This is a genomic window from Gordonia sihwensis NBRC 108236 (genome assembly GCF_000333035.1).
GTDB classification, from domain to species: Bacteria; Actinomycetota; Actinomycetes; order Mycobacteriales; family Mycobacteriaceae; genus Gordonia; species Gordonia sihwensis.
In genome coordinates this window covers 22,964-49,130 of the sequence record NZ_BANU01000010.1, presented here as the reverse complement: position 1 = coordinate 49,130, position 26,167 = coordinate 22,964, and the positions used below count along the sequence as shown (strand labels likewise).

General features: G+C 69.7%; 25 protein-coding genes and 1 riboswitch. Of the genes, 13 read left to right on the top strand and 12 right to left on the bottom strand.

Annotated features, from left to right (window positions below; translation table 11 throughout):
- The first annotated feature begins 85 nt into the window (after nt 1-85).
- Complete coding sequence (locus GSI01S_RS07125; protein WP_006895825.1) at nt 86-1,243, top strand: alpha/beta hydrolase family protein; 1,158 nt, start codon at nt 86-88, stop codon at nt 1,241-1,243.
- A gap of 1 nt (nt 1,244) precedes the next feature.
- Here the strand turns inward: GSI01S_RS07125 and GSI01S_RS07120 are convergent, their stop codons facing one another.
- On the bottom strand, nt 1,245-2,666 hold the full coding sequence (locus tag GSI01S_RS07120) for a sugar porter family MFS transporter (RefSeq protein WP_006895824.1): 1,422 nt from the start codon (nt 2,664-2,666) through the stop codon (nt 1,245-1,247).
- Nucleotides 2,663-3,196, bottom strand: a complete 534-nt coding sequence (locus GSI01S_RS07115) for a hypothetical protein (RefSeq protein ID WP_231875700.1) — start codon at nt 3,194-3,196, stop codon at nt 2,663-2,665. Before GSI01S_RS07115 ends, GSI01S_RS07120 begins: the two co-directional genes overlap by 4 nt.
- Nucleotides 3,197-3,320: 124 nt before the next feature.
- Between GSI01S_RS07115 and GSI01S_RS07110 the strand changes: the two genes are divergently transcribed.
- Nucleotides 3,321-3,884, top strand: a complete 564-nt coding sequence (locus GSI01S_RS07110) for an HhH-GPD-type base excision DNA repair protein (RefSeq protein ID WP_039867210.1) — start codon at nt 3,321-3,323, stop codon at nt 3,882-3,884.
- A gap of 21 nt (nt 3,885-3,905) precedes the next feature.
- Nucleotides 3,906-4,832: a hypothetical protein gene (locus GSI01S_RS07105; RefSeq protein ID WP_039867153.1), complete on the top strand. Its 927-nt coding sequence runs from the start codon at nt 3,906-3,908 to the stop codon at nt 4,830-4,832.
- Between the two features lies 1 nt (nt 4,833).
- On the opposite strand, the gene GSI01S_RS07100 is transcribed toward GSI01S_RS07105, so the two are convergent.
- The gene (locus GSI01S_RS07100) at nt 4,834-6,207 is read right to left on the bottom strand and encodes an NAD-dependent succinate-semialdehyde dehydrogenase (protein WP_039867151.1); all 1,374 of its coding nucleotides are present in this window, start codon (nt 6,205-6,207) and stop codon (nt 4,834-4,836) included.
- Between the two features lie 9 nt (nt 6,208-6,216).
- The gene (locus GSI01S_RS07095) at nt 6,217-7,554 is read right to left on the bottom strand and encodes a hypothetical protein (protein WP_006895819.1); all 1,338 of its coding nucleotides are present in this window, start codon (nt 7,552-7,554) and stop codon (nt 6,217-6,219) included.
- Nucleotides 7,555-7,707: 153 nt separating this feature from the next.
- Here GSI01S_RS07095 and GSI01S_RS07090 point away from each other — a divergent pair, with 153 nt between their 5' ends.
- The 6 genes from GSI01S_RS07090 to GSI01S_RS07065 all read left to right on the top strand — a co-directional run bounded on the left by GSI01S_RS07090 (nt 7,708) and on the right by GSI01S_RS07065 (nt 14,832).
- A complete protein-coding gene (locus GSI01S_RS07090; protein ID WP_039867149.1) occupies nt 7,708-10,068 on the top strand; it encodes an acetyl-CoA acetyltransferase in 2,361 nt (786 codons plus the stop codon).
- Nucleotides 10,069-10,182: 114 nt separating this feature from the next.
- Entirely contained in the window at nt 10,183-11,706 is a 1,524-nt protein-coding gene (locus GSI01S_RS07085; protein ID WP_006895817.1) for a CoA-acylating methylmalonate-semialdehyde dehydrogenase, read from the top strand.
- Between the two features lie 42 nt (nt 11,707-11,748).
- The gene (locus GSI01S_RS07080) at nt 11,749-12,924 is read left to right on the top strand and encodes an acyl-CoA dehydrogenase family protein (protein WP_006895816.1); all 1,176 of its coding nucleotides are present in this window, start codon (nt 11,749-11,751) and stop codon (nt 12,922-12,924) included.
- Nucleotides 12,921-13,790, top strand: a complete 870-nt coding sequence (mmsB, locus tag GSI01S_RS07075; RefSeq protein ID WP_006895815.1) for a 3-hydroxyisobutyrate dehydrogenase — start codon at nt 12,921-12,923, stop codon at nt 13,788-13,790. The genes GSI01S_RS07080 and mmsB overlap by 4 nt, the downstream gene beginning before the upstream one ends.
- Nucleotides 13,791-13,827: 37 nt before the next feature.
- Entirely contained in the window at nt 13,828-14,343 is a 516-nt protein-coding gene (locus GSI01S_RS07070) for a MarR family transcriptional regulator (RefSeq protein ID WP_006895814.1), read from the top strand.
- Nucleotides 14,344-14,441: 98 nt separating this feature from the next.
- Nucleotides 14,442-14,507, top strand: a riboswitch (guanidine-III (ykkC-III) riboswitch).
- 10 nt (nt 14,508-14,517) lie between these two features.
- Complete coding sequence (locus GSI01S_RS07065) at nt 14,518-14,832, top strand: DMT family transporter (protein WP_006895813.1); 315 nt, start codon at nt 14,518-14,520, stop codon at nt 14,830-14,832.
- A gap of 40 nt (nt 14,833-14,872) precedes the next feature.
- Here the strand turns inward: GSI01S_RS07065 and GSI01S_RS07060 are convergent, their stop codons facing one another.
- The 3 genes from GSI01S_RS07060 to GSI01S_RS07050 form a co-directional block, all read right to left on the bottom strand.
- Entirely contained in the window at nt 14,873-16,348 is a 1,476-nt protein-coding gene (locus tag GSI01S_RS07060) for an HNH endonuclease signature motif containing protein (RefSeq protein ID WP_006895812.1), read from the bottom strand.
- A 96-nt stretch (nt 16,349-16,444) separates the two neighbouring features.
- Entirely contained in the window at nt 16,445-17,122 is a 678-nt protein-coding gene (locus GSI01S_RS07055) for a response regulator (protein WP_051999620.1), read from the bottom strand.
- Entirely contained in the window at nt 17,083-18,204 is a 1,122-nt protein-coding gene (locus GSI01S_RS07050) for a sensor histidine kinase (RefSeq protein ID WP_006895810.1), read from the bottom strand. The genes GSI01S_RS07055 and GSI01S_RS07050 overlap by 40 nt, the downstream gene beginning before the upstream one ends.
- Before the next feature lie 108 nt (nt 18,205-18,312).
- Between GSI01S_RS07050 and GSI01S_RS07045 the strand changes: the two genes are divergently transcribed.
- Complete coding sequence (locus GSI01S_RS07045; RefSeq protein ID WP_039867147.1) at nt 18,313-18,873, top strand: hypothetical protein; 561 nt, start codon at nt 18,313-18,315, stop codon at nt 18,871-18,873.
- 13 nt (nt 18,874-18,886) lie between these two features.
- Here GSI01S_RS07045 and GSI01S_RS07040 read toward each other — a convergent pair whose 3' ends face one another.
- The gene (locus GSI01S_RS07040; RefSeq protein ID WP_039867205.1) at nt 18,887-19,660 is read right to left on the bottom strand and encodes an enoyl-CoA hydratase; all 774 of its coding nucleotides are present in this window, start codon (nt 19,658-19,660) and stop codon (nt 18,887-18,889) included.
- Between the two features lie 50 nt (nt 19,661-19,710).
- Between GSI01S_RS07040 and GSI01S_RS07035 the strand changes: the two genes are divergently transcribed.
- On the top strand, nt 19,711-20,103 hold the full coding sequence (locus GSI01S_RS07035; protein WP_372452519.1) for a DoxX family protein: 393 nt from the start codon (nt 19,711-19,713) through the stop codon (nt 20,101-20,103).
- A 13-nt stretch (nt 20,104-20,116) separates the two neighbouring features.
- Here GSI01S_RS07035 and GSI01S_RS07030 read toward each other — a convergent pair whose 3' ends face one another.
- From GSI01S_RS07030 to GSI01S_RS07020, 3 genes are read right to left on the bottom strand one after another with little or no spacing between them, the layout of a single operon-like run.
- Entirely contained in the window at nt 20,117-20,575 is a 459-nt protein-coding gene (locus GSI01S_RS07030; protein ID WP_006895806.1) for a peroxiredoxin, read from the bottom strand.
- 24 nt (nt 20,576-20,599) lie between these two features.
- Nucleotides 20,600-21,253: a response regulator gene (locus GSI01S_RS07025; RefSeq protein ID WP_039867204.1), complete on the bottom strand. Its 654-nt coding sequence runs from the start codon at nt 21,251-21,253 to the stop codon at nt 20,600-20,602.
- Nucleotides 21,250-22,410 (bottom strand): sensor histidine kinase, encoded by a 1,161-nt coding sequence (locus GSI01S_RS07020; RefSeq protein WP_039867203.1) that lies wholly within the window; start codon nt 22,408-22,410, stop codon nt 21,250-21,252. The genes GSI01S_RS07025 and GSI01S_RS07020 overlap by 4 nt, the downstream gene beginning before the upstream one ends.
- Nucleotides 22,411-22,543: 133 nt before the next feature.
- On the opposite strand from GSI01S_RS07020, the gene GSI01S_RS07015 reads away from it, so the two are divergent.
- Entirely contained in the window at nt 22,544-23,458 is a 915-nt protein-coding gene (locus tag GSI01S_RS07015; protein WP_006895803.1) for an ABC transporter ATP-binding protein, read from the top strand.
- A complete protein-coding gene (locus GSI01S_RS07010; RefSeq protein WP_006895802.1) occupies nt 23,455-24,255 on the top strand; it encodes an ABC transporter permease subunit in 801 nt (266 codons plus the stop codon). Before GSI01S_RS07015 ends, GSI01S_RS07010 begins: the two co-directional genes overlap by 4 nt.
- Nucleotides 24,256-24,348: 93 nt before the next feature.
- On the opposite strand, the gene selB is transcribed toward GSI01S_RS07010, so the two are convergent.
- Nucleotides 24,349-26,166, bottom strand: a complete 1,818-nt coding sequence (selB, locus tag GSI01S_RS07005) for a selenocysteine-specific translation elongation factor (RefSeq protein ID WP_006895801.1) — start codon at nt 26,164-26,166, stop codon at nt 24,349-24,351.
- Nucleotide 26,167 lies beyond the last annotated feature (1 nt).

The following is a 26,167-nucleotide window of genomic DNA, read 5'->3' as shown; positions in this document are numbered from 1 at the left end:
ACTGACGCCGATCCCTACTGTGCCGGCCGCACCGGCACTCTCTCACTCCGCCGCAGCCCGGCGGCCCGTCGTAAAGGACCGAATAATGATCACCGCCCGGAAGCGGCTCGCCCGCACCCTCGTCGTGACCGCCGCGGCAGCCGCGCTGACGGTCGGCGGCGTCACCGGCGCACTCGCCGTCGCCGATCCGGAGGACGCCCCAGCCCCCACCGGCGGCCAGACCGCGGGATCGGTGTTCGCCAACCGGACCATCGACGACCGGGCGCTGGTGCCGGGTGCCGCCGCCGGCCAGCAGTACAGCTACTGGTCCGTCGGCGCCGACGAGCGTCTGCATCTGTCCACGGCTGTGCTGCTCGAGCCCCGGGGCAAGGCGCCGGCGGCCGGCTGGCCGGTCGTCGTCTGGGCCCACGGCTCCGACGGCTGGAACGATTCATGTGCCCCGTCGGCCAAGCGCGATGCCGACGACCGCTCGACGCTCAGCCATCTGCTCGGTCGCGGCTACGCCGTCATCGCCCCCGACTACGCGGCCGTCGGCGCGCCGGGTTCACCGCAGTACTCCGACGTCGACGCGACCGCGCACAACATCGTCGACGCGGTCCGTGCCGGAGCCGACGTGGGCTCGTCCTCGCTGTCGCCGAAGTGGGCGGTGGTCGGCTCCACGCAGGGCGCCGCAGCCGCCACGTCGCTGGCCCGCAACGCGACCGCGTGGCAGACCGGTGAGCTCGACTTCCGCGGCGCCGCCGCGACCAGCATTCCGGCCGGCTACGACGACGTGGTCGCCGGCCTGAGTCCGTCGTCCTCGGCGGTACCGACGGCCGTGGTGGCCGACGTCCTCTACACCCTGGCGTCTCAGAGCACCGAGGACCTGGGCACGATCCTCACCCCGCGCGGCGAAGCCCTGGTCCAGAAGGCTCAGAAGCTGTGCACTTCGGCGCTGATCAAAGAGATCGGCGGCACGCAGCTGGCCGACCTGGTCTCGAAGCCGCTCGCGTCGAACGCCGCACTCGCATCATCGCTGCGCAAGTCGCTCGCGATCCCGGCACGCGGCTTCAACCGCCCGATCCTCATGAGCCAGCGCCTGGTGGACGAGAGCGTCGTGGTGCCCGCATCGCTGCGGTACGTCACCCAGGCGCAGCTCTCAAGCAACAAGGTCAAGATGAGCACGTATCTCACCGGCGACGAGTCGGCGGGCAAGCGTCAGGAGCAGGCCGCCGTCGACAATTTCCTCGGCGGACTGTTCTGAGTCAGCCCATCTCCTCCAATTCCATGCCCTTCGTCTCCGGCACCTTCGCGCGCACGTAGAAGAACGAGATCCCGGCGCACAGCGCGAAGAAGCCGTAGACGAAGGCCGGGCCCACCCAGCCCATCGCGGCCGGGAACAGCAGCGAGATGGTGAAGTTGGAAAGCCAGTTCACCGCGGTGCACAGACCGAGAGCCACAGCTCGGTAGCGGTTGGGGAACATCTCACCGAGCATCACCCACATCACCGGTCCCCAGCTGGCGGCGAAGGCGATGACGAACAGATTCGCGCCGATCAGTGCCAGCACGCCCCAACTCGTCGGGAGCCGCGAGACCGTATCGCCCGAATCGTCGACGGCGTCGTAGACCTGCGTGAAGGCCACCGATGCCAGCACCAGCCCCACGAACATGCCCACGGAGCCGAAGAGCAGCAGCAGTCGGCGTCCCACCCGGTCCACGAAGCCGATCGCCACAAAGGTCATCACCACGTTGATGACCGCCGTGATCACCGAGGTGACGAACGACGCCGACTCGGAGAAGCCGACCGACTGCCACAGGGTGGTCGAGTAGTAGAAGATGGCGTTGATGCCCACGAACTGCTGGAACACGGCGAGCCAGATACCGACCCACACCAGCGGGTGGAGACCGAACGCCGGCCCGGCGAGGTCGCGCATCGACGCCGCGGACTCGAGCTTCACAGTGCGGCGGATCTCCGCGACCCGGCCGTCCGGATCGGGTTCCCCGGTCACGTGAGCGAGAATCCGCGAGGCCTCGCCGTCACGTCCGCGGACCACCAGATAGCGCGGCGACTCCGGGATCGTCAGCGACAGCACGCCGTAGACGACGGCCGGCACCACACCGACCAGGAACATCCACCGCCACGCCTCGATGTCCAGCCAGAGGGTGTTGGCGGCGGCGCCGGCACTGTCGGCGAGCACCGCGTCCGACAGCAGCGCCGCGAAGATGCCCAGCGTGATCGCGAGCTGCTGCATCGAACCGAGCGCGCCGCGGAACCGGGCGGGCGCGATCTCGGCGATGTACGCGGGAGCGATCACCGACGCGATGCCGATGCCCAGACCCCCGATGAGCCGCCAGAGCATCAGATCCCACACCGTCTGAGTGAGACCGGCGCCGATCGACGAGGCGATGAACAAGGCGGAACCGAGCAGCATCACCTTCTTGCGGCCCCACCGGTCGGCGAGTCCGCCCGCGAACCACGCCCCGAGCGCGCAACCGACCAGGGCGATGGCGACCGCGACGCCGGTGACCAGGTCCGACAGCCCGAACTCGCCCTGGATCGCGTCCACCGCACCGTTGACGACCGAGCTGTCGAAACCGAACAGGAAGCCGCCGACCGCTGCGGCGGTCGAGACTCCGAGGACTCGCATCAGCGGGACGTCTGTGCGCCCGGTCTCCGACGCGGTCATGCGACTGCCGTTCCGGTGCACGACGAGTACTGCGGATTCACCATCGGGTTGAAGGCCATCGCCCCGATCTTCTGATGCACGGTGAACCGCACGGCGCCGCGACCCGGGTGGAGCACGACGTCCCAGTCGGCGGTGTGCGCGCGGGTGGGCACCCGCACGGTGCCGGTCCGTCCGGTCGACAGGTTGCGCCAGGTCACAGTCGTGAGCATCGTCAGCTCGAGCACCGGACCCACCCCGCCTGGATTGTTCGACGAGAGCGTGATGGCCGGCCCCGGCAGTCCGTCCGTCGGGAACGGGCCGCCCGTGTACACATCGACCACGATCCGCAGCCGCGCACCGGGCCACGGATTGGCGCTGTCGCACCGGATGGACCGCACGTACTCGGCGCCGTAGGGCGACGCGTGCGCCTGCGGGACGGCGACGCACCCGGCGGCCAGCACCGCCGCGCTCGCGCCCGCCGCCGCGACCGCCCTCCCCCGGCGCCGTACTCCCCGAACCGATCTCCTGGCTGAGCAGTCTGCAGTACGCATGCTTGGGAGTGTGCCAGCCGGGAGCCGCGAGCGCCGGGACTTCGACCGGGGCGCCGCCGGAGAGGGTCTCGGAGTTCGCCGACGACCGGCGTGCCGATGACCGCGGGCGACTAGCATGAGCGGCATGGCTGACCTCCAGATCGCCCAGGACCCGGTCGCGGACGCACTCCTCTCCACGGACGCCTTCGCACTCGTGACGGGCATGCTGCTCGACCAGCAGTTTCCGATGGAACGGGCGTTCGCCGGACCGGCGAAGATCCTGGAGCGGTTCGGCACCCTCGATCCGGTGGCGATCGCCCACGCCGACCCGGAGGCCTTCGCCGAGTTGTGCGCCACTCCGCCCGCGATCCACCGCTACGGGCGGTCGATGGCCGGCCGGATCCAGGAGCTCGCCCGAACGGTGGTGGACGAGTACGACGGCGACACCGCCGCCCTCTGGACCACTGCCCGTACCGGCGAAGAACTGTTCGGGCGTGTCCGCGCGCTGCCCGGTTTCGGCGAGCAGAAAGCCAAGATCTTCGTGGCCCTGCTCGCCAAGCAACTGGACGTGAAACCGCGCGGGTGGACCAAGGTGACCGGTGATTACGGCCGCAAGGGATACCGTTCCGTGGCCGATGTCACCGATCCGGAGTCGCTCCAGCGGGTTCGGGACTTCAAGAAGGCCGCGAAGGCGGCTGCCAGGAAATGACGACCGCTACAATCGTCGACCATGAATAGCAGCGCGAACGAAGTCCGGATGGCCGTCAAGCTGCCACTGCGTCTCGGCTTCGCCACGGCCGGTATCGCACTCTCCGCGGTCGAGTCGGTCGTCAACGTCGCGCGGCTCACCGCCGAGAGCATCGAGTCCGAGGTGAACTCGATGCTCGGAATCGACGAGAACAGCGAGATCGCCACTGTCCGGGCTCCGCTCGCGATCCTCAGCCAGGTGGCCGATCTGCTGAGCCCCGACCGCCCCTTCGGCCGGATTCTGGCCAACGGCGGCCCCCTCGACCGCTTGATCCAGCCGGGCGGCGTGATCGACCGTCTCACCGCTCCGGACGGTCTGCTCGAGAAGCTGACCGAGCGCGGTGGCCTGCTCGACCAGATGACGGACGAGAAGGGGATCCTGATGCGGCTGGCCGCGAAGGACGGACCGCTCGACCGGCTCACCCGGGAAGGCGGCGTGGTCGACCAGTTCACCGAGAACGAGGGCATCCTCGAGCGGCTGACATCCGAGGGCGGCATCGTCGACAAGCTGACCGCTCCGGACGGTGTGCTGGAGAAGCTGTCCCAGCCCGGCGGCGTGCTCGACCGCGCCGCTGGCGACGAGGGCCTGCTCGATCAACTGCTCGGCGCCGACGGTGCTCTCGAGAAGCTGATCGCTCCGGGCGGACCGCTCGACAAGTTCACCGAGCTGTCCGAGACGCTCGCCTCGCTGCCGCCGAATCTCGCTGCGATGCAGGAGACCGTCGACCACCTCAACGAGGTCGTGGAACTGCTCAATGCGTCCGTGGCACCGATCGGCGGGCTGGCCGACCGGCTCCCCAAGCGCCTCACCCGCGCCGGAACCGCGGCGACCCCGCAGACACCGACGCGGCCGCAGCTTCCCGGGGACCCGACCGACGACGCCGTCAGCCGGTACCCCGGTCGCTCCTGAGCTACTTCGCGGTCCGGCGCAACCGCACGTTGGCGAACTCGCCGAGACCCCACTGTCCGAGTTCACGGCCGTACCCCGACTGCTTGACGCCGCCGAAGGGCAGGCCGGGCAGCGAGGTCCCGTGCTCGTTCACCATCGCCATGCCGACATCGAGCCGGTCGGCCACGGCCTGCGCGGCCTCGACGTCCGAGCTCCACACCGAACCGGAGAGTCCGTACTCGACGTCGTTGGCCAGATCGACGGCCTCGTCGACCGACGAGAACTTGTAGACCACCGCCACCGGGCCGAAGATCTCCTCGCGGTACGCGTCCATCTCCGGCGTCACATCGGTGAGGACCGCGGGAGCCATGAACGCGCCCGGCCCGTCAAGGGCCTCTCCGCCGGTGTGCAGCGTCGCGCCCTGCTCCACCGCCTGCGAGACCTGCTTGACCACGTTGTCACGCGCGGTGACCGACGACAGCGGCCCCACCTTGGTCCCGTCCTCGGCCGGATCGCCCACCGCGAGCCCGGAGATCGCCGCCGTCAGGTTCGTGACGAAGTCGTCGTAGATCGACTCATCGACGATGAACCGCTTGGGCGAATTGCACGCCTGGCCCGCGTTCATCGTCCGCATGGCTGCGGCGCCGGCGGCCAGCGCCGCGACATCCGGGGTGTCGAGCACGATGAACGGGTCCGATCCGCCGAGTTCGAGCACCGACTTCTTGAGATTGCGCGCCGCGACTTCCGCGACCGCCGCCCCGGCGCGGCTCGATCCGGTGAGTGAGACGCCCTGCAACCGGCGATCGGCGATCATCGTCGCGATCTGCTCGTTGGTCGCGAAGACGTTGATATAGGCGTCGGCGGGAACCCCGGCGGCGTGCGCGATCTGTTCCATCAGCTCCGACGACGCAGCGCAGATCGGGGCGTGCTTGAGGATGATCGTGTTGCCCAGCAACAGATTCGGAGCCACGAACCGGGCCACCTGGTAGTAGGGGAAGTTCCACGGCATGATGCCGAGGATCGGGCCGATCGGCGTGCGGGTGACGATCGACTCCGCGGCTCCCTGCGGATCGAGTTGCTCGGTCTCCAGCAGAGCCGGGCCGTTGTCCGCGTACCAGTCGTAGATCATCGCCGTCAGTGCGAGTTCACCCAGACCCTGCTTGGTCGGCTTCCCCATCTCCTTCGTGATGACCGCGGCCAGTTCGGACGCCCGGTCGCGGTACGCCGCGGCGGTGTCGCGAAGCATCTGTACGCGCTGCTCGATCGGGGTCTGCCGCCACTGGCGATATGCCTTCTCGGCGCGTTCCAGGATCGGATCGATCTGGTCGTCGGTGATCGTCGGAAACTCGCGCTCCACGACGCCGGTGGCGGGGTTCTGGGTCACATAAGCAGTCATATGCGAATGCTACGCGTGCGAAGGTGGCGTCGCCGGGCTTCCTCCGAAGGCCGCGCGCACCGCTGCGGCGTACTCGTCGACGGTCCGCGCGGCGGTTCCGCGAGCGGCGATCGACACGGTCACCGTCGCACCGATTCCGTGCACGCCGTGGGTGAGTCCGTGGACCGCGGACAAGGCCGGGAACCCCGCGGTGAACAGCACTCGACCGCCCGCCAGCCGGAGGTCGCCGTCGCCGCGGTTCACCGACGAGACCACGGTCGCACCCGCCACCCGCTCCGGGACCGGCGCCGCGGACGAGAGCCGGACGGCCAGCGATCCCAGTACCGACGGAGCGCGGTCGGCCGCCCAGCGGTCGACGCGGGCCACCGCAGAACGGTCTCGCCGCCGCGCCGCGTCGAGCTGGCTCGCGATCGCCCCGGATCGAGCACGCCGATCGAGGTCGGGGCGCAGATCGACGCCGACGGAGAAGAAGTCGTTCCGGCGCCGAGCCGCCGGTTCTCGGGTCGCCGGTTCACGGGAGACGGCGACCTCTGCGACCACCCGGCCGTCAGGACTCGTCCCGCCGAAGCGCCCGAGCACCTCGGCCAGCCCCACCAGTGCCCCGACGGTGACCGAGGATCCCAGCCGCCGGACCGACGATCGCGGCAGCGTCACCGTCCGCAGCTCCACCGCGCCGGGATCCGGACGATTGAGCACGGTCGGCTCGATCACGTCGGCGCCCGGTGTTTCCGCTGTGCCGCAACGGGATCGGAGCATCCACGCGGCCGCACCGGCGACGGTTCCGGTCGCCAGTCGCGGCACGATGGCCGCGGCGCCCGCGGCGGCGGCCACTGCGGAGGCCACGGCGGAGGGAAGCGGCGCGCCGCTGCGCACCCGGTCGGGCCGACCCTGCGTCAGCAACCGTCGTGCGATCGCCGAGACCCGCCGCCCGCCACCGAGCGCATGCGAGATCTGGAGCACCACGATGTTGGCCGGGCCGTCGGCGTCGGGCACATCCGTGAGCGATTCGAACAGATGCAACCGCCACAGCGGCCCGGCGGTGCGGTCGCCGCTCGCCATGAGGTGCCCCAGGGCGGCCAGGCATTCGGTCCACGTGGTGGCCGGGTGTCGGCAGAACTGCTCGGGACGGGGACGCGACGCGCGCCAGCGCGGATACCCGAGATCCCACGGCACGCGGGCGACGCCGAGACGCAGGTCTGCGATCTCGGACGCGCGGGGCGCGAGTTCGGCGAACGGATCGGCCGACGGGTCGTCCGGCGCGTCGAACGCATACAACAGGAACTGATCGTTCGCCGTGGTCAACGATCGCCAGTACATCGCCGCGTCGGGCGGCGTCAACGCGCTCACGAGACCTCCTCGCCATCGCTCGATGGCAACGTGGGCATAATGCGGTGCAGTGTCAGGCGTCGCGGCCGCGGCGCCGGAAAGGCTCCACCCGTGTCCAGTGCCCCCACACCCGCACAGCCCACTCCCGGCGCATCCGCGTCCCGGCCGGAGTGCGTGTACCGCCTCGATGACATTCCACCCACCACACCGGTCATCGTAGGGGTCGGCCAGGCAGCCGAACGCATCGACGACGCCGACTACGCGGGCCTCTCCGAGGCCGACCTCGCGGCCCGCGCGGTGAGCGCGGCGCTCGCCGACACCGGGGCCGACGACGTGGCACGCCTCGTCGACACCGTGGTGGCGGTCCGATCGTTCGAGCGGTCGAGCCCGGCGTCGTCGTCGCCCTTCGGCCGGCCGGACAACATGCCGCGCGCGGTGGCACGCCGCACCGGCATGGATCCGCGCAGGGCCGTCGAAGAGGTGACCGGCGGGCAGAGCCCGCAGCATCTGGTGAACGAGTTCGGCGCCGAGATCGCCGCCGGGCGTGCCGACGCGGTGGTGTTGTTCGGGGCCGAGGTGATGTCGACGGTCCGCCACGCCCAGCGCTCGGGCACCGCACCGGACTTCAGCGAGACCGTCGGCGGGCAACTGGAGGACCGTGGCTACTCGATCGGCGGCCTCACCTCGATCGACGAGGTGAAGCACGGGGTCGTCATCCCCATCTCCCAGTACTCGATCGTCGAGAACGCGCGGCGCCACCGTCTCGGACTCGGCGCCGCCGAGTACGCGCGGTCGATGGGCGAGCTGTTCGCACCGATGACGCGTGTGGCGGCGCGGAACCCCTTCGCCGCCGCCCGAGAGGAGTTCACCGCCGAGGAGTTGGCGACCGTCACCGACCGCAACCGCCGCGTCTCGGTCCCCTACCCGCGCCGAATGGTGGCTCGCGACCACGTCAACCAGGCCGCATCCGCGGTACTGATGTCCGTCGCGGCCGCCCGGTCGGCGGGGATCCCCGCCGACCGCTGGGTCTTCGTCCACGGCCACGCCGACCTGCGGGAGAAGCCGCTCCTGACCCGGCCGGACCTCTCCCGCGGACCCGCGTCGGTCGCCGCTGTCCGGGAGGCACTGCGCCTGGCGGGCACCGATGTCGACGACGTCGCGCACTTCGATCTGTACAGCTGCTTCCCGGTCGCGGTCTCGCACGTCATCGACGAGCTCGGACTCTCGCCCGACGACCCCCGTGGACTGACCGTCACCGGCGGGCTCCCCTACTTCGGCGGGCCCGGCAACAACTATTCGATGCACGGCATCGCGGAGATCGTGTCGCGGGCGCGGCGCGAGCCCGGCTCGTTCGGCCTGGTCGCAGCCAACGGCGGCGTCTTGAGCAAGTACTCGGTGGGCGTGTACTCGTCCGTCCCCGCTCCCTGGCGTCCGAGCACCTCCGCCGACCTGCAACGCGAATTGGACGCCGCACCGTCGGTGCGGGTGGCGCACTATCCGAACGGCCCGGCGACGATCGAGTCGTTCGTCGTCATCGATCCCGACGGCGAGGCCCCCGGAGCCACCGTGGTCGGCCGGCTCGGCGACGGCGCCCGGTTCGTCGCGGCCGTGGACGACCCCGGCCTGCTCGATCTGCTGCGCGCCGACGACGACCCCATCGGAACGCCGATCTTCGTCCGCGCGTCGACGAACCAGAACCACGCGGCACGCACACGCGACGTCCTCGATGCGCGCCATCCGCGCGCGGCGGTCGGATTCGCCGAGCGGTACGAGCATCTGCTCGTCCGGCGCGAGGGACGGGTGCTCGAGGTGACGATCAACCGGCCCGAGGTCCGCAACGCGCTGAATCCGGCGGCGAACGCGGAACTGGACTCCGTCTTCGACGCGTACTTCGCCGATCCCGATCTGTGGGTTGCGATCCTGACCGGCGCCGGCTCGGCCGCGTTCTCGGCGGGCAACGATCTGAGCGCCGGCGCCCAAGGAGGCCTCGCGATGCCCGCCAACGGCTTCGCCGGGCTCACCGCGCGGCGCGACCGGATCAAGCCGGTGATCGCCGCGGTGAACGGTTTCGCCCTCGGCGGCGGGCTCGAGATCGCCCTGGCCTGCCATGTGATCGTCGCGGACGAGGAGGCCTCCTTCGGTCTGCCCGAAGTGAAGGTCGGTCTGGTCGCCGCGGCCGGCGGGCTGGTCCGCCTCTCCCGCGTCGTCCCGCCCGCCCTCGCCCGCGACATGATCCTCACCGGACGCCGCATCGACGCCGCGGAGGCGCTGGCGTACGGCCTGGTGTCGAGGGTGGCACCGCACGGTGAAGTGATGTCCGCCGCCCGCGCCGTGGCCGAGGAGATCCTGGCCGCGTCACCGGTCGCCGTTCGCGCCTCACTGGCGGCGATGGCCGGATCCGAATCGCAGCCGGACACGGTCCGGGCCGTGGACGAGAGCCTCGCGGTCCTCGACACCGTCCTCGTCTCGGAGGATCTCCGCGAGGGTGTCACGGCCTTCGCGCAGAAGCGCGAACCGCAGTGGAGAGGATGCTGACTCCCCACTGAAACCGTCGCCGACCTGCAGATGTCCGGCTCCCTCTTGAATTACTTGGATGTCCAAGTATATCGTGGTTCACGTCACGAACGGATGCCTCTGGAAGGACGGCGCATGACTGCACTGCGGACCATCGATCACTACCTGAACGGCGCACACGTCGCCGCGACTGGCGCGACCGCCGACGTCTACGACCCCAGCACGGGTCAGGTTCAGGCCACGGTGCCGCTGGCCACCGCCGCCGAAGTCGACGCCGCCGTCGCCACCGCCAAAGAGGCCCAGAAGACGTGGGCCGCCATGAACCCGCAGCGCCGCGCCCGCGTGATGATGAAGTTCATCGAGCTGGTGAACCAGAACATGGACGAGCTCGCCGAGCTGCTCTCGAGCGAGCACGGCAAGACCGTCGCCGACGCCCGCGGCGACGTGCAGCGCGGACTCGAGGTGATCGAGTTCTCGGTCGGCATCCCCCACCTCCTCAAGGGCGAGTACACCGAGGGCGCGGGCACCGGCATCGACGTCTACTCGATGCGGCAGCCGCTCGGCGTGGTCGCCGGCATCACCCCGTTCAACTTCCCCGCCATGATCCCGCTCTGGAAGGCCGGCCCCGCCCTGGCCTGCGGCAACGCCTTCATCCTGAAGCCCTCGGAGCGCGACCCGTCCGTTCCGGTCCGCCTCGCCGAGCTGTTCACCGAAGCCGGCCTGCCCGACGGTGTGTTCCAGGTGGTGCACGGCGACAAGACCGCCGTGGACGCACTGCTCGTGAACCCCGACGTCAAGGCCGTCGGCTTCGTCGGGTCGTCGGACATCGCGCAGTACATCTACGAGACGGCCGCCGCCAACGGCAAGCGCAGCCAGTGCTTCGGCGGCGCCAAGAACCACATGATCATCGCCCCGGACGCCGACCTCGACCAGGTCGTCGACGCCCTCATCGGCGCCGGCTACGGCTCGGCCGGCGAGCGCTGCATGGCGATCTCGGTGGCCGTCCCGATCGGAGACGCGACCGCGGACGCTCTGCGCGCCAAGCTCGTCGAGCGGGTCGAAGCGCTGCGCGTCGGTCACAGCCACGACCCCAAGGCCGACTACGGTCCGCTGATCACCGCCGCCGCACGTGATCGCGTGGTGGACTACATCGAACAGGGCGTCGCCGCGGGTGCCGAACTCGTCGTCGACGGTCGCGGCAAGGGCGCCACCGAGGCCTCGTTCAACGGCACCGATCTCGGAGGCGGTTACTACCTCGGCCCCACCCTCTTCGACCACGTCACCAAGGACATGTCGATCTACACCGACGAGATCTTCGGCCCGGTGCTCACCATCGTCCGCGCGCACGATTACGAGGAGGCGCTGGCGCTGCCCACCGAGCACGAGTACGGCAACGGCGTGGCCATCTTCACCCGCGACGGCGACACCGCGCGCGACTTCACCTCGCGCGTCGAGGTCGGCATGGTCGGCATCAACGTGCCGATCCCGGTGCCGGTCGCGTACCACACCTTCGGCGGCTGGAAGCGCTCCGGCTTCGGCGATCTCAACCAGCACGGCCCCGCGTCGATCATGTTCTACACCAAGACCAAGACCGTCACCTCACGTTGGCCGTCGGGCATCAAGGAGGGCGCCGAGTTCTCCATCCCGACCATGCACTGAGGCCCGTCGCGGAACGAGAGAACAGGCGTATCAGGTAACGACATGCCCTATCCGAAATTGCCCGACGACGATCGGATCGTCGTCGAAGCGGCCCGCGACTTCGCCCGCAAGCGGCTCGCCCCGCACTCTCTCGAATGGGATGCCACCGAGCACTTCCCGGTCGATGAGATGCGCGAGGCGGGTTCGCTCGGGATGGCCGCGATCTACACCAAGGAGGACGTCGGCGGCTCCGGTCTGCGGAGGATCGACGGTGTGCGGATCTTCGAGGAACTGGCGAAGGCCGATCCGGTGACCGCGGCGTTCCTGTCGATCCACAACATGTGCACGTGGATGGTCGACACCTACGGCACCACGGAGCAGCGCAAGCGCTGGGTTCCGAAGATGGCGTCGATGGAGCACATCGCGAGCTACTGCCTCACCGAGCCCGGCGCGGGGTCGGATGCCGCGGCGCTGTCGACGTCGGCCCGCCGCGAGGGCGACGAATACGTGCTTCGCGGCAGCAAGCAGTTCATCTCCGGCGGCGGTGTCTCGGACGTCTACGTGGTGATGGCGCGCACCGGTGACGCCGGCCCCCGCGGAATCTCCACGTTCGTCGTCGAGAAGGGCACGCCGGGGCTGTCCTTCGGTCCGCCCGAGGCCAAGATGGGCTGGCACAACCAGCCCACGGCCCAGGTGATCTTCGACGACGTCCGGGTCTCCGCCGATGCGATGCTCGGCGGCCCGGACGGCGAGGGCACGGGATTCTCGATCGCGATGAACGGCCTGAACGGCGGGCGGCTGAACATCGCCGCGTGCTCGATGGGCGGTGCGCAAGCCGCGTACGACAAGGCGCTCGTCTACGCCACCGAGCGTGAGGCCTTCGGCAAGCCGCTGATCGCCGAACCCACCATCTCGGCGACGCTCGCCGAGATGGCGACCTCCCTGGAGGCCTCCCGACTGCTCCTGTGGCGGGCGGCCGAGGCACTCGACGCCGACGATCCCGACAAGGTCGAGTTGTGCGCGATGGCGAAACGATTCGTCACCGAGAGCTGCTTCACCGTCGCCGATCAGGCGCTGCAGTTGCACGGCGGCTACGGATACCTGCACGAGACGGGTATCGAGAAGATCGTCCGCGACCTGCGGGTGAATCGCATTCTTGAAGGAACCAACGAAATCATGCGGATGGTGATCGGTCGCGCCGAGGCGCAGCGGGTCACCGCCGGAAAGGGCAACCGATGAGCACGATCGCTTTCCTCGGACTCGGTCACATGGGCGGACCGATGGCCGCCAACCTGGTCAAGGGCGGACACGAGGTGGTCGGCTTCGACCTCGTCCCCGAACTGCTGGAAGCGGCCGTCGCCGACGGTGTCCGCGCAGCGAAGTCGGCGGAGGAGGCCGTCGCCGGAACCGACGTCGTCATCACCATGCTTCCCAGCGGCGCAGCGGTGCGGGCGGTGTATGACACCGTGCTGCCGCACGCGACGCCGGGTCAGCTGTTCATCGACAGTTCCACCATCTCGGTCGAGGACGCGCGTGCCGTACACGATCTCGCCGTCGCCGCGGGCATGATGCAGCTCGACGCCCCCGTCTCCGGCGGGGTCAAGGGAGCGGCGGCCGGAACCCTGGCCTTCATGGTCGGTGGCGACGACGCGGCACTGGCCGCGGCACAGCCGATCCTGGCGCCGATGGCGGGCAAGGTGGTGCCGTGCGGCGGACCGGGCAACGGCCAGGCCGCCAAGCTGTGCAACAACATGATCCTGGCCGTGCAGCAGATCGTGGTCGGTGAGGCGTTCACTCTGGCGGAGAAGCTCGGGCTCTCGGATCAGGCGCTCTACGACGTGGTGACCGGTGCCACCGGCAACTGCTGGGCACTCTCGGCCAACTGCCCGGTGCCCGGGCCGGTCGAGACGGCACCGTCAGCCAACGACTTCCGGCCGGGGTTCGCCACTGCGCTGATGAACAAGGATCTGCACCTGGCGATGGACGCCGTGTCGACCACCGGCGCCACCGCACCGCTCGGCTCACACGCGGCCGAACTGTACGACGCCTTCGCCGCCGAGCACAGCGATCTCGACTTCAGTGCGATAATCGAAACCCTGCGCTGATCTCGAGCTCGGCGCAGCCGTAGACGATGGGAGTGGTGTGGCCGGGGTGGATCATGAGTCGAACGAGCGCGACCCGATCGCCCTGGCCCGCCGCAACTGGGAAGACGCAGGCTGGGGCGGCGACATCGCCGACGGCATGGAGGCCGTCACGTCGGTGATGCGCGCGCACCAGATCATGCTCGCGCGCGTCGAGCAGGAGCTCAAACCGTTCGGCCTCACCTTCTCCCGTTTCGAGCTGTTGCGGCTGCTGGCCTTCACCCGGCACGGCGAACTGCCGATCTCCAAGGCGAGCGACCGGCTTCAGGTGCACGTCTCCTCGGCCACCCACGCGATCGCACGCCTCGCCGACGCCGGGCTGGTGAAGCGGATACCGCACCCGAGCGACGGCCGCACCACACTCGTGTCGATCACCGATGACGGCCGGGAGTTGGTCGAAAAGGCGACGGCAGTGCTGAACAACGGCGTCTTCTCCCATGTCGGAATGACCAGCGCCCAGGCGCGTCAGTTGGTGGAGTCGATCCGGTCGCTTCGGCGTGACAACGGAGATTTCTAGACACTCGCGTTTTCGGACGGGACGCCGTTCGGTGTGGTCGTGGTCTCCATCCGTCATCGGCGTCTGGCCGTCGTGCGACCGGGTGGGTAGCCTTCGTGGCGACGCCCCGTGGCGGGGCGCCCGGACGAGCCCGCCGTACCCGGTCTGCGACAAGACGGTGGACGAGGAGCACTCATGCACTGGCTCGTTCTGATCCTCTCCGGCGTCTTCGAAGCGGTGTGGGCCACCGCCCTGGGACGGTCGGAAGGTCTTCTCCGCCTCATCCCCACCATCGTCTTCTTCGTCGCACTCGTCATCAGCATGGGCGGCCTCGCCTACGCGATGCGCGAACTGCCGACCGGAACGTCGTATGCGATATGGGTCGGGATCGGCGCCACCGGAGCCGTCGTCTTCGGCATGATCACCGGCACCGAAACCGCGAGCATCGCGAAGATCGTGTGCATCATCGCCATCGTCGGAGGCGTCATCGGGCTGAAGCTCGTCAGCTGACGGCCACCGCACTTCCGTGCTCCCGGCCGGGTGTGTCCGGTCAGGCGGCCAGGAGTGTGTCGAGGTAGTTCTCGATGCGAGATTCGCTGGGTTCGGGCGGCGGCTGCGGTTCGTGGCCCGGTAACAGTTCGGCGTGGTGGATCTGGTTGATCCGCCACCCGGGCGGTCTTGTCCCGCCGCGGCTGGTGTTGCCGCTGGGTCGCCAGGCGACGCGGCCGGCGTGGGGACCGTCGATCAGGATCATCGTCTGCCATTGCCCGCGGCGGGGGCCGACGGAGCGATTGTGACGCCCGCACGCCGCCCCGAGGTGGTCGATGTCGGTGGGCCCGCCGTCGGCCCAGTCCGGGAAATGATGGGCCTGCGTCCGGGAGAACGGGGCGTCGCAGCCGGGGGCGGTGCAGCCGCGGTCGCGGGCGAAGAGCATCAACCGCTGCGCCCGCGACGCCAGCCGCCGTCCCCGACCGAGGTAGAGGGCTTGTCCGGTATGACCGGAGAAGACGGCCAGATGCGGGGTCGCGGCGGCGGCGACCTCGATCAACTCCGCCACCGGCACCCGGGTCCCGGTCGCGGTCAACGCCACCCCCGCCCGCTCGGCCAACTCCCGGTCGGTGACGGTGACGACCAGATCACCCGACCGCCGACCACCCCCAACACCAGTGCGGGAGGCGCGCAGCAGCGCCTGCAGACCATCGTGGGTGCGCTGCCCCGGCGTGCGAGTATCACGCTCCACCGCGGCCGCCAGAGCGGCCGGGTCGGCCGACTCCACGGTCCCCGACGGGGAGTCCGGGTCGTCGGGGTTGTTCATCCCCGGTGCCGCCCACGACGGCAGTGCCGCCTCCATTTCCGCCCGCAACGCCGGGGTCAAATACCCGCGGACTTTGCTCATCAGCCGCAGATCCTGTGGCAGGATCGTGAAGCCGCGCAGGCGTTTGCGGTCGCGTTCGTCGGTGACGGTCCCGTCCGGATCCAGGTGCGCCAGCAGTCGGATGCCGGCGGTGCGGACACCGGCCGGACTCAACTCGCGGGCGACCCACGCCAGCTGCGCCTCGGCGCGTGCTCGGGTGCCGGCGTCGATGGCGGTGGGGATCTTGTCCATGACGGCGTCGATCTCGCGGACGTGGTCGGCACCGATCGCACCCTCGCCCACCGCGACAGCAGTCGCCGGCAGTACCGGTTCGCGGGTCTGGCCTTGCAGGTCGGTGAACCGTCCGATCCCGGCGGCACTGACACGTCGGCGGCGGGCGGCACCGTCACCGAGCCGCAACCCCTGCGCCAAATACTGATGCACCGACAAATACCCCGCCTTGCGATACACGGCCCGGTCGGAGACCTCCACCAACACCGCGGCGTCCACACCGTCGAGACGACGATGAGTACGTTCCAATGTCTCGACGGTTTCCAGCAGGGTGTCTTCTGGGACCGCGGACAGTGGCAGGGACGCGAACTTGGTCGCCGCAGCTTCCAACAGGCGGGCGAGGTCGGCCGGATCGTCCGGCAGCACTTCTGACGCGACCATCGAACCCACCCCCCTCCACCTGCACAGTGCCCGAGAACACTCCTGCTGTGCTTCTATGTTCGAATCATACCGCCGCCCTCTGACAAAGCCGCCGCCTCACAACTCGATGCCCGATCGTGCCGCCAGCACAGCGGCCTGCACCCGCGACTGCACGCCCAGCTTCATCAGCACCCGCGAGACGTGGGTCTTCACCGTCGCCTCCCCGATCATCAGGCGGCGGGCGATCTGCGCATTCGACAGTCCGGCGCCGAGACCGCCGAGGACTTCGATCTCCCGCTCGGTGAGGTCACTCAGATCCGGAGCGGGCTCGGCGGGACGTGATCGCATCGCGTCCACCACCACCCGGGTCACCGCGGGATCGAGCACCGCGTCGCCCTGCGCGACACGTCGGACACCGTCGACGAGTTCCGCGCCGGACGCCGACTTCAGCAGAAACCCGCTCGCTCCGGCCGCCAGTGAGCCGAGCACGTATTCGTCGATGTCGAAGGTCGTCAGGACGAGGACGGCCGCGTCGGTACGCGCCATGACTTCGGCGGTGGCGGCGATTCCGTCCGTCCCCGGCATGCGGACGTCCATCACCACCACGTCCGGCCGCAGCCTCTCGGCCGCGTCGACGGCATCGGCACCGTTCGACGCCTCGCCCACCACGCTGATCTCTCCCGACGACTCCAACACCAGCCGCAGGCCTTCTCGGACCGCGGCGTGATCGTCGGCCAGGACCACTCGCGTCCGGCTCACGCCCGCACCACCGGCACCCGCACGCGAACCACCCATCGTCGGCCCTCCACACCGGCGGTCGCGGACCCGCCGATGCTCTCGGCGCGAATCATCATGTTGCGCAATCCATTTCCTCCCGATCCGTCGCCTTCGCCGCGCGCCATCGCACGTCCGTCCGTGAGACCGTTGCTGACCGTCATCTCGACGATCTCTCCGGCTGAGACCAGTTGCACCGCGACGGGCTGTCCCGGCTCGTGGCGCGTCGCGTTCGCCAGCGCCTCACCCGCGATCCGGGTCAACACCGTCTCGATCGCGAGCGGAAGACCTTCGGTGTCGCCGTGCACCTCGACGGCCGAGCCGACCGCCTCCGCCGCCGTCACGAACGGAGCGAGTGACGACCAGCGGACAGTCGGAGTGTCATCGCCGTCGGCGGCGAGCACGTCGATCATCTCCCGCAGCTCCGACAGCGCCGCCAGGCTGTTGGAGCGCATCGAGGCGATCACCGGCTTCGGGTCCGGTGCCTCACGTGCGGCCTCGGCCAGGATCGCGATCGCCGACACGTGGCCCGCCACCGTGTCGTGCAGTTCCCGCGACACCCGGCGACGTTCCTCCGCCAGCGCCGCGGCGTGCTCGGCTGCGGCGGCCGACTGTTCGGCCCGCGCCGCCCGGATGGTGGCGTGCACCGACTGCGCGTAGCCCAGCGGCGAGACGAGGAAGGCCACTCCGAGCAGGCCCACCAGCACACCGGCCCGCGGATCCGCCGCGAGCGCCACAGCCACCGCACCCGCGACCGTCACCGCGAAGCAGGCGACACCGACGAACCTGCGCAACCGCGCGGATCCGACCGTCATGACCGCGAAGATGACGTCGGTGAAGGAGATCCAGAGCGGAAGGGACGCACCTGACGGAAGGTCGAGCGCGATGAGAACCACCATGATCGCGAGCGCCGCCGACGGTCGGCGAGGCGCCGCGAGCTGAACGACGAACGCCGCCACCAGGATCGCGATCTTGACCGGAGCCGAATGCCCGCCCCAGCCCTGGATCAGCGTGAACGCCCCACTGACCCACAGCAGCAGACCGACGACCAGTGTGCCGAGAGCCGACACCGTCGTCGACGAGAATCTGGGAATCGACATCATCAGACATCACTACAGCACACGTCGCGGGGCTTCGGGTCCGCCGAAGGGATGACGCCGACGAGCCGAATGAGGGATGTGCCTTCGGGCGATCCGCCCGATGCTGAACGCATGAACGATCTGACCGACCCGGTACTGCTGACCATCGCCGGCTGTGAAGTCGGCTTCTGGGTACTCGTCGCCGGCGGACTGGCGTTGCGCTACCTGGTCCGCGCGCAGCGCCTCTCGACACTGGTACTGGCGGCCGTCCCGGGGCTCGACGTCGCGCTCCTCGCGGCCGTGGCACTCGACCTCCACTCCGGCGGCGACGTCGGGTTGGCCCACCGGCTGGCGCCGATCTACTTGGGCGTGACCGTCGTCTTCGGACCGCGGCTGATCCGGTGGGCCGATGTCAGGTTCGCGCACCGGTACGCCGACGGCCCGGCACCCGTCCCGGTGCCCAAGCGGGGACCGGTACGGCTCCGGCACGAGTGGGCCGAGTTCGGCCGCTGGCTCGCCGCCGCCGCGATCGCCGGAGCGGTGGTGCTCGTCCTCGGTTTCACGGTCGCCGACGCCGGCCAGCGCGACGAATTGTTCAGTCTGTTCAAGACTCTCGGCGTCATCACCGCGATCTGGCTGCTCACCGGGCCGGTGTGGTACGCGGGGTCCGCGCGAGGAGCGTCGTCCGGCTGAACGGTGGCGCCGTCTACGATCGCCACACCGGATCCCTCTTGCCCAGGAACGCAGAGATACCCTCCTGGGCATCACAGGTGACGGCGTTGGTCGCCATCACCTCGGTCATCGCGGCGTACGCCTCCGGCTCGGTGCGATCGATCTGGTCGTAGAAGGCCCGCTTACCGATGGCGAGGGTGTCGCCGCTGAACCGGCCGATCCGCCCGGCCAGCTCCGCGACGGTGCTCTCCAGATCGGCGGCGGGCACGGCGGTGTTGACCAGGCCCCATTCGACGGCGGTCGCGGCATCGGCCATGTCGCCGGTCAGCAACATATGCATGGCGCGCTTGCGCCCGACGGCACGGCTGAGCGCGACCATCGGAGTGGAACAGAAGAGCCCGATGCGGACGCCAGGCGTGGAGAACCGTGCACTGTCGGCGGCCACCGCGAGATCGCAGGTGGCGACCAACTGGCAGCCCGCTGCGAGCGCCATTCCCTGGACCTGGGCGATCACCGGCTGGCGAACGTCGTGGACCGCCGTCATCAGGTCGGTGCAGGCCGCGAAGATCTCCCGCTCGTCGTCGACCGTGCGCTCGACCATCTCCGACAGGTCGTGGCCGGCGGAGAACGCCGGACCGTGCGCCTTGATCACGATCACCCGCACCTCCGGGTTCTCGCCGAAAGTGCGCAAGACTTCGGTGGCAGCCCGCATGGTGGCCAGTGACAAGGGGTTTCGGCGGTCGGGGTCGTCGAGGGTGAGGACGCCGACGCCGTCGGAGACGGACGAGGACACAGCGGAATCAGTCATCTCACCATTGTCGTCCATCCCCGCCGACCGTACGATCGGTTGACATGAACGTGCCGACCGATCTGCTCCGGGATCCCCTCGTGTATCGGCTCGCCGCCGCGGGCCAGTCCGCCGATGCGATCATCTGCCTCGGCCCGATCCCCTACGTCGCGCGATGTCTGGACGACGTGGGCTATCCCGCGGACCAACGGTGGGTGTTTCCGGTGGTCAAGGCCGCGTCGGCGGCGGGACTCGCCGCGGCCCCGAGGTTCCCGATGCTGGCCCGCTTCACGGCGGTCATGCTGACGGTGTACTTCTGCCTCGCGGTCGGAGCACACGTCCGGGCCCGCGACCTCCGGCTGAACTTCGCCGCCGCGTCGTCGTTGCTTCTCTTCTACGCGGCGCTCGCCGCCACAGGTCCCCGCCCGGCCGAACGCCCGGGTCCCCGAGCCGAGCGCCGGTAACCGCCCTGATCGGCTACCGCGCCAGGGCCTCGAGCACGCGGTCGGCGTGCACGTTCATGTTGATCTCCGACGCGATCACATCGGCGATGACTCCGTCGGAGCCGATTGCGAACGTGACCCGCTTGGTCGGCATGCCGACCTTCACCAGCAACGATCCACGCCGGACACCATATGCGGAGGCGACGGCGCCGTCGACGTCCGCCAGCAACGGGTAGTCGAGGGTGTGCTCGTCGGTCCAGCTCTTCTGCTTCGCGACGTCATCCCGGCTGATCCCGATCCGCTGCACTCCCGCGGCAGCGAACTCCGCTGCGAGGTCCCGGAAATGGCACGCCTCCTTGGTGCAGCCCGGGGTGAACGCCGCCGGATAGAAGAACAGCGCGACCGGCCCGCCGGCCAGCAGTTCGGAGAGACGTCGCCGTCGACCGTTCTGGTCGGGCAGCTCGAAATCCGATGCGGTGTCCCCGATGTTCATGGTCCCCGACCCTACTCCGCCGGCTCAGGTGAGTCCGGCGTCGTGGATCCGGATCGCGACCTGCACCCGGTTGGCGGCGTCGAGTTTGGTGAAGATCCGGGAGATGTGGGCCTTGACCGTCGCCACCGACATGTACAGCTCCGAGGCGATCTCGGCGTTCGACGCGCCCCGAGCCAGACAGACGGCCACCTCTCGCTCACGACCGGTCAGCGCGTCCACCGCCTCCCGGGCCGTGGACTCCCGGTTTCCGTCCCGGCCGTCGACGACCTGCTTGATGAGCGCCGCAGTGACCGACGGGCTCAGCGCCGGCTCCCCAGCCAGCACCCGTCCGATCGCCGTGATGATCTCCGCCGGCGGAGTGTCCTTCAACAGGAACCCGTCGGCGCCGACAGCCAGCGCTCGGACCACGTACTCGTCGGCGTCGAAAGTGGTGAGCACGATGACGGCGGGCGGATTCGGTGCCGCCTTGAACGCGGCGGTCGCGTCGATACCGTCCATCACCGGCATTCGCAGATCCATCAACAGCAGATCGACCGGATCGGCCGCGTACCGGGCCAGTGCCTCTCGGCCGTCTCCTGCCTCGGCGATCACCTCCAGACCGGGGTCGCCGCCGACCAGCAGCCGGAGTCCGGACCGGACCAGCGGATCGTCGTCGACGATCATCAATCGAGACGTCAAGTCTGCCACGGTAGCCACACCCGCAGGACGAACCGGCCGTCGGCCGTCAGATGCGCCGACTGCCGCCCGCCGCGAAGCTCCACCCGCTCGGCGAGACCGACGAGTCCGAAGCCGGACTCCGGCACTCTCGACTTGTGGTCGCCGATGGGCAGCGGGTTGCTCACCACCAGGTCGACACCGCGGTCGGGTGCACCGTCGAGGCCGATCGCGACCGCTGTCGCCGGAGCGTGCTTGCGCGCATTGGTGACACCCTCCTGCACACAGCGGTAGAGCGTGCGCCCCACCCCGTCGGGGATCGCCGCCAGGTCGGCGTCGCAGTCGAAGGCGAGATTCATTCCGTGCCCGCGGTTCTCGTCGATGAGGTCGGGGATGTCGGCCGCTCCGGGCTGAGGCTGCTCGGGCGACGCGTCACCGGGATCGTCGCGGAGCACACCGAGCACCTCGCGCAACTCGGTCAGCGCCGTCGCCGACATCTGCTCGATGGTCCGCGCCGCATCGCGGACCTGATCGGCCGGCAGGTCGTCGCGAAATGCCAGCGCTCCGGCGTACATGTGCACGGTGGAGATCCGGTGAGCGAGCACGTCGTGCATCTCGCGCGCGATCCGGCCGCGCTCAGTGGCCCTCGCATGCCGGACCCTGGCCTCCTGTTCCGCCTCGGCCAGTTTGGCCCGAGACCGCCACGAGGCGAGAAGTTCACGCCGCGATCCGAGGTACAGGCCCCACGCGATCGTGAGCAGTAGGATCACCGCGACGACGAAGTAGTCGATGACGGTCGGCTCGGGTTCGTCGGGTGGATGCCACAGCTGCGAGAACAGCGAACACACCATCGCGACCGCCGCGACCGGAACGATCTCCCGCCACCGTCGCCGGGTCGACAGCGAGACCAGCGCCAGCATCGACGGTCCGGCCGCCGACGCGGACACCGTCGAAGCCACGTTGGTCGCCATCGCCACCGCGACCGGATACCTCCGACGCCAGTGCACCGCGATCAACGACAGCACGCCGAGGAGCAGATCAGCCGCGAACCACCACCTCGCGTACTGCCACTGGTAGCCGGCCCGCGTGCCCCAGACCAGTCCGGAGACGGCGAGCACCACCGCGAGCCGCCACGCATGGCTGCGCCACGTGAGCTGTGGCTGATAGTCGTCGGGGTGCACGTGTGTCACCGTATCCCGCCGCCCGCGGTGCTCCCTCGTGCGCCGGGTCAGGGTCATACCCTACTTTCGGCTGACCCGGAATCAGTCGGCGGACTGATGTGCCCGGCGCCGGTTCAGAGCAGAATCGTCAGTCATGATCACCGTCGAGCACCTCACGAAGAGATATGGCGACTACGTCGCCGTCGACGACGTCTCGTTCGCCTGCAAGCCCGGCCGTGTCACCGGCTTCCTCGGGCCCAACGGCGCGGGCAAGTCGACCACCATGCGGATCATCGCCGGACTCACTCCGGCCACGGCCGGATCTGCGACCATCGCCGGCGTCGAGTACCGCGACATCCACAATCCGGCGACTCAGGTCGGAGTCCTGCTCGACGCATCCGCCCAGCACGCAGGCCGGACCGGTGCCGAGATCCTGCGACTGTCCGCGATGACCATGGGCCTCGACCGCAGCCGCATCGACGAGGTCCTGAACCTGGTGAGCCTCACGCCGCAGGAGGCGGGGCGCCGGGTCCGCAACTACTCGCTCGGCATGCGCCAGCGGCTCGGCATCGCCAACGCCCTGCTGGGCGATCCGCGGATACTCATCCTCGACGAGCCGGTCAACGGCCTCGATCCCGCGGGAATCCACTGGATGCGCACCCTGCTGCGCAACTACGCCGACCGCGGTGGCACCGTCCTGCTGTCGAGCCACCTGCTCCACGAGATCGAGATCATCGCCGACGATCTCATCGTCATCGGGCAGGGCCGCATCGTGGCGCAGGGCACCAAGGAGCAGTTGCTCGCGGGCACCGGCACCCGAGTCAAGGCCGTCGACGACGCCGGGCTCGGACGCGCGTTGGCCGCGGCCCAGGTGGTCGCGCACCCCGCTGCCGACGGCGGCTTCCACGTGGAAGCCGAACCGACCGTCGTCGGCCGGGTGGCGCTCGACGCCCAGATCCACCTCGTGGAGCTGCGGCCGGGCGACAACACCGGCTTGGAGGCGATGTTCTTGCAGCTCACGCAGCAGACCCAGCGTGAGCAGCCCGTCAACCAGGGAGTCTTCCGATGACCACCACGTATGCGGCCGTCGATCAGACGGCCAAGCCGATCCCGCTCAGCCGCCTGATCCGCGTCGAACTGCGCAAGCTCGTCGACACCCGCGCCGGCTTCTGGCTGATCGCGTCGATGGGTCTCATCTCGGTCGTGATCATGGTGGTCATGCTGATCACCACCGGCAACTCCACCGACAACGGTGACGGCGCCGGCTTCGCCGACTTCTTCGGCATCATGAACACGCCGACCGGCTTCCTGCTGCCGGTGATGGCGATTCTGCTGGTGACCTCCGAGTGGAGCCAGCGCGGCGCCCTGATCACCTTCACCATGGAACCGCGACGTGAACGGATCGTGGTCGCCAAGCTGGTAGCCTCGCTCGTCGCCGCACTGGCCGCAGTCGCCTTCGCCCTGATCGTCGGCGCCATCGGCAATGTGATCGTCGGCGCCGCATATGGCGACCCGAACGGTTCGTGGTCGTTCCCGGCCGCCGGGCTGACCGGCGCGGTGATCCTCCAGATCACTGGTCTCCTCCTCGGCTTCGGTTTCGCCGCGCTGTTCCTGAACACACCGGCCGCGATCGTCGCCTACTTCGTCCTGCCCAACGCCATCGGCCTGGTTCTGGAACTGGTTCCGGCGCTGCGCGACCACCATGTGGGCGACTGGATCAGCACGAGCACATCGTCCGGCCCGCTGATGTCCGACTCCTGGCCGACGGGAGCCGAATGGGCACACTTCCTGGTGGCTCACGCCATCTGGATCGGCATCCCCATCACCCTGGGCATCTACCGAATCTTGCGTTCGGAGGTCAAGTGATCTCAAGCGGTCACCTGACCTGGAAGAGCTGAACGCAATGCCGACTGGCGCACCCGAAACCTCTCCCCGGGTGCGCCAGTCATCTTTCTGCTGTCACCCCGTCTCCGCCGCCTGTCGGCCGGACGGGCGCACGACTTCGCGGTGCCCGGCGTCGATCCGCCGCGTCCAGCCGCGCGCATCGAGGTTCTCGAGCAGCGGGATCGCGACACGGCGCGAGGTGCGCAGTGCCTGCCGCGCCTGCGAGGTGGTGAAAGGCTGCGGCAGCCGGACCAGTTCGCGCATCGCCCGCGCCGGCGCGGTGGGCAGCAATACCAGCCCGTCGCCGAGCCGGAGAAGCCTCCCGGCGCGGTCGGCGGCGGCGAGTTCGCGCACGCCCAGCCCCAGAGCCGCCAGGTCGTCGGCCTCCGGAGCCGCGAACGGATCGGCCGCGAGACGCTTCTCGAGTGCGCAGACGCCCGCTTCGGCGGGGCCGAGATCGGACCTGCGCTCCGGAAGCGACAGCAGACCGCCGCGGGCCGCCACGCCGGCCCCGTCGACCACAGCGCCGAGCAGCGCCGGGTCGGGTAACGAGAGCAGATCCCGCGCCGCGCCGTACGACAGTCCCGCCGCCAGCGGGTCGCGGTCATGCAGTTCCGTGACCGCGCTACGCAGTCGCATCTGCCAGTGATGCATCAGCCGCGTCGTCACCCACCACTCGCCCACCGCCTCGACCCCGTCGGGCACCACCCCGGTCTCCAGGCCGAGGTCGTCGAGTCGGGTACGCCGGACCGCGCCCCGCCGCTGCACCTCGGCGAGGGCGGCGGCGTCCTGTGCCAGACCGGCGAGCGCTCCCGCCCGCCGTCGCGCGTCGCCGCGCCGGACGAGTTCGGGCGGATCGACGTCCAGTACCCGCACGCCGCCGAGGATCCGTCCCGCGCCGGGATCGCGCAGCGCCAGGCGGTCGTCCCGCTGGAGCGGGAGTCCCCTCGCCAGGGTGAGGCGCAGGTGGTCGCCGTTGAGCGGGCGCACGCGCACCGGCACCGCCACCGTGCCGATGTGCGCTGTGAGCCACTCCGGAAGTTCCCGCGGGCCCATCCCCGGCCCCACACGGCAGACGTCGACGAGAGTCGTCACCGGCCAGGCGCCCGGAGTGAGCAGTGCGTCGCCGCGGTGAATCGCATCGTGGGCGACGCCGCGCAGGTTCACCGCGGTACGGCTCACCGGCCGCGCGGCGTCGAGCGGCCTGCCGTGCGACTGGAGTCCGCGGACGGTCACTTCACGACGACCGTCTCTGCCGAACAGGTCTAGACGCTCGCCCGAAGCGAGTGCCCCGGCCTCGAGTGTCCCGGTGACCACGGTGCCCGAGCCGGTGACGGTGAATGCACGATCGACCCACAGCCGTACTCGTCCGGACCGCGGCTGCGGCAGTGCCGAGAGCATCCGGTCCAGCGCGCCGCGCAGATCGTCGAGCCCGGTGCCGTCACGGGCCGAGACGGCGACCGCCTCGGCGTCGGCGAGTCCGGTGTTCGCCAATTCGTGCCGCGCCTGCGCGGTGACCTCGGCGATCCGGTCCGCCGACGCCCGATCGGTCCGGGTCACCACGATCAGTCCGCGGTCGACGCCGAGCGCGGCGAGCGCATCACGGTGATCTGAGGACTGTTCGCGCCACCCCTCGTCTGCGGCGACCACGAAGCACACGGCGGGGGCCGGTCCCAGCCCGGCGAGCATGTTCGTCAGGAACCGCTCGTGGCCCGGCACGTCGACGAAGCCCACCTCCCGACCCGAGGGCAGCACAGTCCAGACGAAACCCAGGTCGATCGTGAGACCGCGCCGCCGCTCCAGTTCCCAGCGGTCCGGCTCCATCCCGGTCAGCGCTTTCACGAGAGTCGACTTGCCGTGGTCGACGTGTCCCGCGGTTGCGACGACGAACACT